Genomic DNA, 12,773 nt, shown 5'->3' on the forward strand with positions numbered 1-12,773 from the left:
TAAAAAAAGCGATCAGCAGTGTAGTGAATGCTGTCGCTTTTTTTTCATATGAAGGAGAATAAAAATGAAACTGCACAAAGGAGAAATACTTTTCCGCCAAGGAGACACGGGTCCACTATACCAGCTCCTAACCGGTCTTTTGAAAATTGTCCGTGCTCATGAGGATGGGAATACGACACTCGTGAATATTATTGTTCCAGGCGAGACGATTCCACATCACTCGCTCATTAGTCCAAGTCCTTACTACGGTACTGCGATAGCGCTTGTCACTTGTGACATAGAGGTGCTTCCTGCTGCGCAGTGGTATGAGGAGCTGGAGCGCAGCCCGGAGCATTTTCGCACGATTGCGCGTCAATTACAGGATAAACTGCGCATGATGCAGCAGCGTATTGATCAACTGACGGAAATGGCTCCCGCTGCCAAGCTGATGAAGCTCGAAAGCTGGTTCCAAAACTACCTGGGTACGTCGAAGCTGACAGACGTGCTGACGCAGGAGGAAATCGGTCAGTTCATCGGGCTTCGCCGGGAAACGGTTAATCGTCTACTGAGGGAGAAAGCTGTGAAAGTGCAGCATCAATCCGAGTCCGATAAAAATTGAATGGCATACACGCTTATAAACTGCCTGAAGGTCCGAAAAACTCATAATGAATATCTTCGGCTGGAATTCCCCATTCACGGAGCGATCCGTTCACTCCTTTCATAAACGGGATAGGACCGCAGAAATAGAAGCTTGAAGCAGGGGTAGGCACCACGTTTTGGAGCCAAGCTAGATCCACATAGCCTTCTTTATGATAAGAGATGCTCGCTTTATCGACCTCTGTCGGTCTCTCATAACACCAGTAAACGGTTAATTGTGGATGCTGCTGGGAAAGATCTTCAACTTGTTTCCGGAACGCATGGAGCTGGCCATTTTGAGCGGCATGGATAAACGTCACCTGTCGATTCGGGTTCGTTTCCGCTAACGTATTCAACATGCTGACCATCGGAGTTAGTCCAACACCGCCGCTAATTAGCACGACAGGTCGGGTATCTTTTTGATCTAATGTGAAATCTCCAGCAGGTGCAGATAGCCAAAGTTCACTGCCTTCTTCAGTTTGGTCGTGTAGATACATCGAAACCTTGCCTGCAGGTTGTTTCGCCAAAATGCCATCTTCCCGTTTAACTGAGATTCGATAGTAGGGTTTCCCGGGAGCATCTGAGAGGCTGTATTGCCGAATATGGGTATTTTCCTCACCGGGGATCTGGACTTTAATACTGATATACTGTCCCGGTTCAAATGCCGCAAGAGCTCCCCTATCCTGAGGTACTAGGTAGAAGGATGTAATCACATCACTCTCTTTGATCTTCCGCTCAATTCGGAAAGGCTTGAAATCGGCCCAACCGCCTTCTTTTGTCTTAGACTCATCATACATCTCAGCCTCAACACTGATAAAAGCATCCGCGATAACATTGTAGGCTTCACCCCAGGCCTGCAGGATTTCGTCGGTTGCCGCGTCACCGAGTATATCTTTAATTGCGGCAAGCAAGTTTTGGCCTACGACCGGATAATGTTCAGCTTTCACCCCAAGACTGCGATGTTTATGGGCAATTTGCTTTACAGCAGGGAGAATAGCTTCCAGTCGATCGATATGAAGAGCTGCGGCATATACCGCATTGGCTAAAGCGGTCTGCTGCCTGCCTTGCTTCTGATTGGCATGGTTAAACATATTCAGCAGCTCAGGATGCGCCGTGAATAACATCTCATAGAACCTTTTCGTGATGGCTATACCGTGGACTTCCAGTACCGGGACAGTGGATTTAATGATTTTGATTGATTTTTCGCTCAGCATATATGATCGCCTCACCTTTATTAGATTTAGTTGATGAACCAAGTATAGCTAACAGAGATAGGGGGATTATGTGATTAAGATCACAGGAAAAAGCAACAGTCTGTGTCTGTATCCGAATAAAATGATGTACGTAAATCAAAAATTTAAGATAAAACATCATGAAAGCGTTGACAGACTATTTATGGCTTGGTATGATAATGACGTAAACGGGGACGAAACAAATTTATTACGTTAGACAGAGGTAATGAAATGGATCAAAGCAGACGGTTAACGGTCAAAGAATTGGCCAAGCAAATCGGTGTTTCCGTTGCCACGCTTGACCGAGTGTTAAACAACAGGGGAAATGTCAAACCTAAAACCTATCAACAGGTGATGGACAAAATTAAAGAGTTGAATTACACGCCGAACAAATCAGCCAGCTTTTTGTCTCGCAAGAACGAATATGCCATGGCGATTGTTTTTCCGGAGCTTCCCGAATACTTTTGGAAACAGGTAGAAAAGGGTGTCCAAATCGCTATAGATGAATTTCGTGATTATGGTCTGCATGTGCACATTGTCCGTTCCGAAAAATACGATTTGGAGCAGCAAAAGAAAACGGTTCTGCAGCTCATTGATTCCGGACGGTTCGACGCAATCGCGTTATCACCCAATGACCCTCAGGAAATGGCTGATATTATTGATTACGGAGTGGATCAGGGCCTTGCGATTTGCACCTTTAACAGCGATTCTCCATTAAGTAAACGGCTGTTTTATGTAGGGTGCGACTACCGAATTGCCGGTCGTCTGGCAGCGGATGTGCTGTGTAAGTTCATCGGCCAGAAGACGAAGGTTGGTTTGATCATGTCTTATACGAACTTTCAAATGCAGCAAAAGATAACGGGTTTTCGCGAGGTTGTCGCCGATTACGATCATATCGAATTACGCGGCCCGCTTAAACTGCAGCAGGAAGATTACGACTCGCTTGACTCATTTATCGATTATTTCCATCAGGTTGACGGTATTTATGTATCCAGTGCCAGGCTGCATGTGGTCGCAAAGCATTTGGCTGATGCGAATTTATCAAAGCCTATTGCATTGGTTGGTCATGATATGACCGAAGAAATTTATCAATATATGAGAAGAGGCGTTGTTACCGCAACGATTTGCCAAGACCCGGTTAATCAAGGGTATTTAACGGTCAAATCGATGTTTGACCACTTGGTCACCGGCGACAAAGTAAATGTAAAAGAGAACATCACCAAGCTGGAATTGGCTACCAAGGAGAATGCACGTTATTATATTTGATTTGTATCAAAGAAAATAACGTTTTCTTTTTACGACAAAATGATGTACGTACATCATTTTGTTGATGGAAATTCAGGGGTTTCTCCAACATGATTTTCGGCATATTGCAGCATTCGTTTTCGCATGTATGAGATCGATTGCAGCTCTGCAAACTACAACTATATTTTAGGGGGAATAAACGATGTCTAGAAATGTAAAGGCTGTCATGTTTGCAATGTCTACGCTGTTAGTCCTGACGACTGCATGCGCACCAAAATCATCAACCGGTGATGCGTCCAAATCTTCAGCTACAACGGCTCCGGGGGCAACTGCTTCGAGTTCGACGGGTTCAGGCGAGAAGGTCACGATTCAATGGTGGGATTCCATGACCAGCGAGGCTACGCAAGGCGCATTAAAGAAAACGATTGCTGATTATGAGGCTGCTCATCCAAATGTCAAAATCGAGCGTACTTTTATTTCTTTTGCTGATATTAAAAATAAGCTGCTTCTTGGTGCGGCGGGAAATCAGGTTCCTGATATTGTATGGATCGACAATCCAGATCACCAAGCCTTCGCAGCAGCGGGCATACTTGCTGATATTACGAAGGAAGTCGGAGAATGGGGCCAAGCAGATAAATATTTCTCAGGACCGTGGTCCTCAACGATGTATAAAGGCAAAAACTATGGTGTTCCCGTCGGAAGCAATAATCTAGCGCTTTATTACAATGTAGATATGTTAAAAGCGGCAGGAGTCAATTCTCCAAAAACATGGGATGAGCTTAAGGAAGCGGCTAAAAAACTGACGAAACAGGATGTATACGGATTTGCGATGACTGCTGTCAAAACGGAAGAAGGCACATTTCAATTCCTTCCGCTCATGTATCAATCGGGTTCCGACATTCCGAACTTTAACAGCGCAGGGACGATAGAAGCAGCCACCCTTTTGAAGGATATGGTTGCTAACGGTTACATGTCCAAAGAAGTCATTAACCAGAAGCAATCGGACACAGTCGTGCAATTCTCCACAGGCAAAGTTGCTATGATGATCAATGGTCCATGGCAAATCCCGTTATTAAGAAAAGAAGGTAAAGTGAATTGGGATGTTGTAGAGCTTCCGACCAATAAACAAGGCGGAACGATTCTTGGTGGAGAAAACTGGGCGATAACTGCTGCTTCCAAGCATAAAGATATCGCATTTGATATTGTCAAATTTGCCAATGAGCCTGACCGTTTGAAGGAGTTCGCGAAAGCAGCGGGCCGTCTGCCCAGCCGCGAAGATTACTTGATGGATCCATTCTGGCAAAATGACAAGCAGCTGAAAATATTCGCAGATGCCATGAAAGTAGCCAAGGCTAGAGCTTACGGCCCGAGCTACCCAAAAATTTCGGAAGCGATTCAAATTATGATGCAAGAAGTCATTACTGGCGCCAAAACACCGGAAGCAGCAGTGAAAGATGCTGACGCAAAAATAAAACCGCAGCTTGGGCAATAGTCATACCAAATGAGGGGGATGCAACAGACACCGCATCCCCTTTTACTTTTGAGATTAGGGGGAGAAATGATGTCCCAATTAACTAGAGGCGCCAAATGGTTTTCCTCTTGGAACAGCTATTTATTTGTTTTGCCTGCTCTTGTTTTTATGGCGGTATTTGTAATTTTTCCAATCGCGTATAACGTCACTCTCAGTTTTCAAGATGTCAATGTATACAACTTAAAAGGCGAGCATCACTTTATCGGTTTGAGCAATTACATCAAGTCGCTTAAGGATCCTGTATTTTATATTTCAATGAAGAACTCGGTGGTTTTCACCGTTCTCAGCATTTTCTTTCAATTTGCAATCGGTTTTGGATTGGCCTTATTTTTCAATATGAAATTTCTGGGTCGTAATTTGTTTCGTTCATTAATGCTGCTTTCCTGGATGTTACCGGTGGTTATCACCGGAACGATCTTTCAATGGATGTTTTCCGGCGATTATGGCGTGATCAATTATTTCTTACAATCGTTAGGGCTTATAAGTAAACCTATCAGCTGGCTTAGTGATGCTAACACAGCATTGCTTGGGACGATTGTGGCGAATATTTGGACCGGGATTCCATTTAACATGATTATTCTGTTGTCAGGTCTACAGACTTTGCCAACACATTTATATGAAGCTGCCAAACTGGATGGTGCGAACCGTTTTCTACAGTTTAGGCATATTACGCTGCCGCTTTTGCGACCAACCATTCTTGTCCTTTTCATGCTAGGAATTATATATACATTTAAAGTGTTTGATCTGGTGTTCATTATGACCGCAGGAGGACCAGTTACGGCCTCGACAGTGCTGCCGATATATGCGTACCAGCTTTCCTTTACGACGTTTGAGTTCAGCCAAGGGGCAGCTGTCTCGATGATCATGTTCTTGATGTTAATCGTGATTGCGATTGTGTACTTGAGAATGTCGAACAAAGAGGAGGTTCACTAATGGTTTATTCAAGATGGAGAGCATCTGGTGCAACCTTCATTGCTGTATTGATCATGATTGTATTCTTATTTCCCGTGTACTGGATGGCTAAGACTTCAGTTACGCCTATTACAGAGCTATACCACAATCCGCCGCATATCCTTCCTGTGAAGCCGACACTTGAGTCATATATCAATAACTTCATCAACAACAAGGATATGATTGGCTATATCGGCAACAGTGTCATTATCGCAGTGGGAACGATGCTTCTTTCTCTCTTGCTGGCAGTACCTGCAGCCTATGCGCTCGCGCGACTTTCCATTAAAGGGAAGGCCGTCATTATGATTTTATTGCTTTCCATTCAAATGCTGCCTGGAATTATGATGGCTATGCCTTTGTATATGATGTTTTCTAAGGTGAACTTGACCGATAATTTTGTCGGACTTATTTTTGCCGATTTAATTCATGCTTTGCCGTTTGCGATCATTACGCTGCGCCCTTTCTTTCTGAGCTTGCCGGGCGGACTAGAAGAAGCGGCCATGATTGATGGCTGCAATAAGTTAACTTCATTTACCAAAATTATTTTGCCGTTGGTGACACCCGGCTTGTTAACGGTTGCCGTCTTTTGCTTCTTGTTTGGATGGGGCGACTTTATTTTTGCACTGACATTAACAACTGGAAATTCGGTGCGTCCGCTAACTTTGGGCTTGTACCGCTTTATCGGGCAGTACGGAACGGAATGGAACAACCTGATGGCTGTCGCTACATTGGCGGCATTTCCAATTATTATCATTTTCGTATCGATGCAAAAATATGTAGTCGGCGGGATGACGGCCGGTTCTATGAAGGATTAAAACATTGTTCCATCACATAGGAGGGAATATCTGATGAAGCCACGTGTCTATATCGCAAGAAGCTTGCCCGAAGAAGTCCTAACTTACTTGGAGGATCACTGCGCGATTCGAAAATGGGAAGGGAAAGACTCGATTACAAGCGAACAGTTGGCTCAGGAGGTGGGCGATGCTGAAGGTTTGCTTGTCACAGGCACTCCCATAACTGAAGCCATCCTTAACGCAGGCGTGAACATTCGGGTCATCAGTAATTTATCCGTCGGTTATAACAATCTGGATGTAACAGCGCTCAAAGCACGCGGCATTGTGGGAACTCATACGCCTTATGTTTTGGATGAAACTGTAGCGGATCTTGCTTTTGCGCTGCTATTGTCAACGGCCAGAAGGGTAGCCGAGCTGGATCAATTCGTGAAAGCTGGCAAGTGGCAAAAGGGACAGGATTCGGAACTATTTGGGGTTGATGTCCATCACGCCCGATTAGGCATAATCGGGATGGGGCGAATTGGCGAAGCGATTGCCCGCCGCGCAAAGCTTGGTTTTAACATGGATGTTGTGTACTACAACCGCAATCGCAAGCCAGATGTGGAGCAGCGGCTGGGACTTAAGTATTGTCCATTTGAGGAGCTGCTGCAAACGTCCGATTTCGTGCTGCTGATGACACCTCTGACACCGCAAACTAGGCATTTAATGGATGAGCCGCAATTTGCCTTGATGAAGAAAAGCGCGATTTTCATTAACGTTTCGCGAGGTGAAACCGTAAATGAACGGGCTCTGGTTCAAGCTTTACAGAATAATCAAATTTACGGTGCGGGTCTGGATGTATACGAGCAGGAGCCGGTTGATGCGAATCATCCTCTGTTGAAGCTAAGTAATGTTGTAACCTTGCCGCACCTCGGTTCAGCCACGCCTGCGACCCGATTGAATATGGCGAAAGTTGCTGCCCAGAATCTCGTATATGCCCTAAAAGGCGGCTCACCAGTCCATGTTATTCCAGAATTGCAATCATAAATTCATAGTTTTATATAAAAAATATTAAGTGCGATAGGTGGAGGAAATAGATATGAAATTTACGGATGGGTACTGGCATGTCAGACAAGGAGTAACGCTCAATTATCCGGTAGAAATTCGCAATGTTCGCACCAAGCCGGACACCTTGACGGTTCTTGCTTCCTGTAAGAAGATCATTACGCGCGGAGATACATTGAATACAGCAATCTTAACCGTTAATTATACGTCTCCTATGCCGGATGTGATCTGTGTAGAGTTGATTCATCATAACGGCAAGATGAATCAGGGTCCGGAGTTTGTTAAAAACGAAAGCGCCGACGTTCAAGTTGGGGTCGTTAATGACGAGGAAGTTGCTAGTTTTACGAGTGGTAAGCTCAGCGTGCAAATTCATAAAAATGAAGGCTGGAGCACCCATTTTATGTATGAAGGCAGACGTTTGACTGGCAGCGGGTACAAAGGCCCGGGTCACATCAAATTGCAGGATCAAAGCACATATATGAGAGAACAGCTCGATTTGGGCGTCGGTGAATACATCTATGGTCTTGGCGAACGATTTACACCATTTGTGAAAAATGGGCAAGTCGTCGACCTATGGAATGAAGATGGTGGAACCTGCAGCGAGCAGGCGTACAAAAACATACCTTTTTATATGTCCAATTTAGGCTATGGCGTATTCGTCGATCATCCGGAACGAGTTTCCTATGAGGTGGCTTCGGAGCAAGTGTCGAAGGTCCAGTTCAGCGTGCCTGGCGAATCGTTAAAATATTATATCATTGGCGGAGCATCGATGAAGGAAGTTCTGCAAAATTACACGACACTGACAGGTAAACCTGCCCTGCCTCCGGCGTGGTCATTCGGCCTTTGGCTGACGACATCGTTTACAACGAGCTACGACGAAGCTACAGTGAACAGCTTCATTGATGGCATGTTAGATCGTGAAATTCCGCTTCATGTCTTTCATTTCGACTGCTTCTGGATGAAGGAGTTTCAGTGGTGCGATTTCCAGTGGGATCAGGATGTGTTCCCAGACCCGCAGGGCATGCTGCAGCGACTGAAAAGCAAAGGTCTTAACATTTGCGTCTGGATTAACTCCTATATCGCGCAGCAATCCTATTTGTTCGATGAAGGCAAGGAGAATGGTTACCTAGTCAAAACGAAAAATGGGGATGTATGGCAGTGGGATAGATGGCAGGGCGGAATGGGGCTTGTAGACTTTACTAATCCGGCAGCCGTGCGCTGGTATAAAGATAAACTTAAAGTTTTGGTAGAGATGGGTGTTGATAGCTTCAAAACCGATTTCGGCGAGCGTATTCCGACCGATGTTGTTTATTTTGACGGCTCGGATCCTATTAAAATGCACAACTACTATACGCATTTATATAATAAAGCCGTATTTGAAGTACTAGAGGAGACGAAAGGCAAGAACGAAGCCATGCTGTTTGCCCGTTCGGCGACTGCCGGCGGCCAGCAATTCCCAGTGCACTGGGGCGGAGACTGTTCGGCCAGTTACAACTCTATGGCTGAAACGCTTCGCGGCGGCTTGTCATTAGGCCTCTCTGGCTTTGGCTTCTGGAGCCATGACATTAGCGGCTTCGAGAATACAGCTACGCCTGACATCTACAAGCGTTGGACCGCATTTGGGCTGCTGTCTTCACATAGCAGATTGCATGGAAGCCAATCGTATCGGGTACCGTGGTTGTTCGATGAAGAAGCGTGTGATGTGCTCCGTTATTTCACGAAGCTGAAATCGACACTGATGCCATACTTGTTCAGCGCTTCGGTGGAAGCCGTACAAACAGGCTTGCCCGTGATGCGTGCCATGGTGCTAGAGTTTAACGAAGACGCTGCCTGTGATCAATTGGACCGCCAATATATGCTCGGTGAATCATTGCTCGTAGCACCGATTTTCAATGGTCAGGGGTCTGCGCAATACTACTTACCGGAAGGACGCTGGACGAACTTCCTGAGCGGGACGGTCGTAGAAGGCGGCCGCTGGCTGCGCGAGCAGCACGACTATTTCAACTTGCCGCTTATGGTTAGACCGAACAGCATCATTGCTGTCGGTAATAATGATCTTCGTCCGGATTACGATTATGCTGAAGGCGTTGTCCTTCATGTGTTTGAACTTGAGGACGGACGTGCAGCATCAACCACCGTTTACAACACGAAGGGAGAGGCGGAGCTAGTAGTGAGCGCAGAGCGCAGCAGTCGAAGTATCTCTGTTAACGCTAGTGGCACAGACAAGAAGTGGGAACTGATTTTACGCGGCAATCATGAAATAGAGTCAGTAGAGGGTGCAAGCTGGACGGCTGGAGATACCGGCATTCGCTTGATACCGCAGGCAGGTGCACATAGATTCGTCATACAGTTGAAATTATAAAATCGTTCCAGACGGCATAAAAATATAAATATAAAAAACTTTCCTGATTATATTTGTCAGGGAAGTTTTTTATATTATATAATGAAGATTAGAAATGTTTGGGAATTATAAAAGATAAATAATGATGAGTAAGAAGATATACAATTGGGCTGTTTCAAAGTCATATCATGGCTGAGGACAGTCTTTTTTAACATGATAAAACCAACATCTAACAGTGGTCGCTCATTATTGAATGACCTCGATAAGGAATAGGAGCTTCTCGATGCCCGACTGGTCTTATCACGCTATATTTCGGCCTTTATTATTTCGGCTGCCAGCTAAGATTGCAAGGAACTTTACCCTCGGGTCGATAGGCGGATTAAGCCGCATTCCCGGCGGAACGTTCGTGATCAAAACAATGGGTCACATGGAGCTGTCGCCGATTCTCGAGGATGAGCTGGCGGGGGTGCCGATTCAGTGTCCCATCGGTCTAAGCGGCACGCTTGATCCGCACGGGACCGCGCACAAGGCGCTGGCCCAGTTCGGGTTCGGCTTCATCGAGATCGGACCTGTGACGGTCCGAGAAGTGCATAACGACGCGCCGATTGAGCGCGACGTGGTGCAGGAAGCCATCGTGTACCCCGATGGCTATGTCAATGACGGCGCGGACGCGATCGTCCAGCGCCTGCGCAAGGGCACGGGGCATCGCCTGCCGCACTTCGTGCGGCTGCGGCCGATGCCGGGCAGTTTGCCGCGCGAGGCGCTGTTCGAGCAGCAGGAGCTGCTCTCGAAGCTGGCGCCGTACGCGGCGGGGTTCTACATCGATGGCCTCGCCGAAGGCTGGCCACCGGATGAAGCGATAGCGTACCTCCGCGAGGTACGCCTTATAGCAGAAGCAGCGGCCCCGGGGAAGCCGCTGCTGCTCTACCTGCCGCAGCCAACTCCCATCGGGATGCTGCGTGAACTCACCGACACCGCCGAGAGCTTCAGCGGTGTCGTCGTCGGCGAAGCGCTGCGCGAGCCGGGCACCCGCCGCGAACGCGTCGGCGGCGGTGCGGAGGCGCTCGGGGCGCAGCTGAGCCAGGTTCGGCTGCTCCGCGAGTCGCTTGGCGAGCGGAGCACGATTGTCGCGGCCGGCGGCGTTCATCAGCCGCAGGATGCACTAGAGCTGTTGGCTGCTGGAGCGAATAGCGTCCAGCTGCACAGCGGGCTGGTGTACGCGGGGCCAGGGCAGCCCAAGCGAATCAATGAAGCGATCATTCATGATCGCATCAGGCAAACAGCTGAGCCCCAGCCGCCTTCGTTTTGGGCCAATTGGGGCTGGATGAGCCTGCTGGGTATCGGCATGATGATTGGTGGTGTACTCGCATGGCTCATTGCGTCCACAAGCGTCCTCTTGCCTTACGACGAAACTTTTCTTGGCGTGAGCCGAAGTGTCATAAACCATTTTAATGGGCATATTATACATTTCATGTCCCATGACCGCATTACTTTAGCGGGAACGATGATTTCGATAGGCATCTTTTATTATCAGCTGGCTCGTCATGGCTTACGAAGCGGGCTTCACTGGGCGCGAACTGCGGTAACGACTTCGTGTGCAGTAGGTTTCAGCAGCTTTTTCCTTTATCTCGGCTATGGTTATTTTGATCCTCTTCATGCCGCAGCAGCGGCCGTGCTGCTGCCGATGCTGCTGCTGACCTTGCGCGGATTGAAAGATTATCCCTCCCGTAAGAAGCCAGGCGTGCTGAATGATTCTGTTTGGCTTAGAGCGCAGTGGGGGCAATGCTGCTTCGTTGTACTCGGATTTGGTTTAGCAATCGGAGGCTTGATGATATCTTTCGTCGGTATCACTACCGTGTTCGTACCGACAGATTTAGCCTATCTCGGCCTGACAGTCCAGCAGCTTGCTGCTTGGAACGATCACATCATTCCGCTCATTGCTCATGACCGAGCAGGATTTGGCGGAGCGCTCTTTTCATTAGCGGTAGCGATTACAGCTTCAGCTTTATGGGGTGTCAACCAAGGCGAAAGCTGGTTGTGGTGGACGTTTCTCTGGGGAGGTCTTCCGGGGTTCGCCGCCGGGTTGCTGGTACATGTTCACATTGGCTATATGGACTTCGTTCATTTACTTCCTGTTTATATAGCTGCCTTGTTGTATGTTGTTGGACTGTACCTCATGTATCCGTTTCTGGTGAGCAGAGCTGGCAAGGTAGAAACAACAATTTCACTTAACGAATAATCTTAGCATAAAGGCAGGTGTGGGTTGTTGGAGAAACTAGCCATTATTTCAGATATCCATGGTAATATGCCTGCATACGAAGCGGTTATGAAGGATATTCAGCATCGACATGTTACGGAGATCATTTGTCTTGGGGATTTAGTAGGAAAAGGGCCGCATCCGTATCTCGTTGTTGATCATGTGCGGGAAATTTGCAATACGGTCATCATGGGAAACTGGGATGATTTCATCGGTAATCCTACCGAAGATCCGGTTTTACTTTGGCAGCAGACTAGGCTTGGACGCGAACGGTTGACTTATTTGAAAGGGCTGCCTTTTTGCTATGAGTTTTGGATGAGCGGGAAGTTCGTGAGGTTATTCCATGCTTCGCCAAGAAGCGTATATGAACGTATTCAGCCATGGGACCAGATAGAAAGCCGAATGTCGATGTTCGAGTCCTCGGACCTGTGCGGGGAGCCTTTGCAAGCCGACGTTGCAGGCTATGGTGATGTTCACAACGCCTATTTGCAGGTTATTAGGGGTAAAATGCTTTTCAATACAGGAAGCGTAGGGAATCCGCTGGATTTAACACAAGCTTCTTATGCCATTCTTGAGGGGAATTACCACAGTAAACAGCCCGCAGCGTTCAATATTCAGCATGTGAGAGTGCCTTACGACATTGAACTCGCTGTCCAGCAAGCGAAGGATGAGCGGATGCCGGATTCTGAGGCCTATATCTTGGAATTGCGGACGGGTCAATATCGTGGAAAAAAGACGAAATAATAAAAAAGCTAAGTAGACT

The 12,773-nt window shown here is 47.2% G+C and carries 10 protein-coding genes; 9 read left to right on the forward strand and 1 reads right to left on the reverse strand.

Translation table 11 applies throughout. The features are described 5' to 3' along the window. The first annotated feature begins 64 nt into the window (after positions 1-64). On the forward strand, positions 65-598 hold the full coding sequence (locus QFZ81_RS36180) for a Crp/Fnr family transcriptional regulator (protein WP_307435884.1): 534 nt from the start codon (positions 65-67) through the stop codon (positions 596-598). Between the two features lie 13 nt (positions 599-611). Here the strand turns inward: QFZ81_RS36180 and hmpA are convergent, their stop codons facing one another. Next, positions 612-1,829 carry an NO-inducible flavohemoprotein gene (gene hmpA, locus QFZ81_RS36185; RefSeq protein ID WP_307435881.1) on the reverse strand — a complete coding sequence of 406 codons (1,218 nt, stop codon included), beginning with the start codon at positions 1,827-1,829 and terminating at the stop codon, positions 612-614. Positions 1,830-2,078: 249 nt separating this feature from the next. On the opposite strand from hmpA, the gene QFZ81_RS36190 reads away from it, so the two are divergent. The 8 genes from QFZ81_RS36190 to QFZ81_RS36225 all read left to right on the forward strand — a co-directional run bounded on the left by QFZ81_RS36190 (position 2,079) and on the right by QFZ81_RS36225 (position 12,754). After that, positions 2,079-3,113: a LacI family DNA-binding transcriptional regulator gene (locus tag QFZ81_RS36190; RefSeq protein WP_047683071.1), complete on the forward strand. Its 1,035-nt coding sequence runs from the start codon at positions 2,079-2,081 to the stop codon at positions 3,111-3,113. 181 nt (positions 3,114-3,294) lie between these two features. Further along, positions 3,295-4,584, forward strand: coding sequence for an ABC transporter substrate-binding protein (locus tag QFZ81_RS36195; RefSeq protein WP_307435877.1), 1,290 nt, complete (start codon positions 3,295-3,297; stop codon positions 4,582-4,584). A 66-nt stretch (positions 4,585-4,650) separates the two neighbouring features. Then, positions 4,651-5,556 carry a carbohydrate ABC transporter permease gene (locus QFZ81_RS36200; RefSeq protein ID WP_307606627.1) on the forward strand — a complete coding sequence of 302 codons (906 nt, stop codon included), beginning with the start codon at positions 4,651-4,653 and terminating at the stop codon, positions 5,554-5,556. After that, on the forward strand, positions 5,556-6,389 hold the full coding sequence (locus QFZ81_RS36205) for a carbohydrate ABC transporter permease (protein ID WP_307606629.1): 834 nt from the start codon (positions 5,556-5,558) through the stop codon (positions 6,387-6,389). Before QFZ81_RS36200 ends, QFZ81_RS36205 begins: the two co-directional genes overlap by 1 nt. A 33-nt stretch (positions 6,390-6,422) precedes the next feature. Then, positions 6,423-7,394 (forward strand): 2-hydroxyacid dehydrogenase, encoded by a 972-nt coding sequence (locus QFZ81_RS36210; protein ID WP_307606631.1) that lies wholly within the window; start codon positions 6,423-6,425, stop codon positions 7,392-7,394. Between the two features lie 52 nt (positions 7,395-7,446). Further along, the gene (gene yicI / locus QFZ81_RS36215) at positions 7,447-9,774 is read left to right on the forward strand and encodes an alpha-xylosidase (RefSeq protein WP_307606633.1); all 2,328 of its coding nucleotides are present in this window, start codon (positions 7,447-7,449) and stop codon (positions 9,772-9,774) included. A 262-nt stretch (positions 9,775-10,036) separates the two neighbouring features. Further along, on the forward strand, positions 10,037-11,992 hold the full coding sequence (locus QFZ81_RS36220) for a dihydroorotate dehydrogenase (RefSeq protein ID WP_307606636.1): 1,956 nt from the start codon (positions 10,037-10,039) through the stop codon (positions 11,990-11,992). 27 nt (positions 11,993-12,019) lie between these two features. Beyond that, entirely contained in the window at positions 12,020-12,754 is a 735-nt protein-coding gene (locus QFZ81_RS36225) for a metallophosphoesterase family protein (RefSeq protein WP_307606638.1), read from the forward strand. Positions 12,755-12,773: the final 19 nt, after the last annotated feature.

The sequence above is a fragment of the Paenibacillus sp. V4I9 genome (assembly GCF_030817295.1).
GTDB lineage: Bacteria > Bacillota > Bacilli > Paenibacillales > NBRC-103111 > Paenibacillus_E.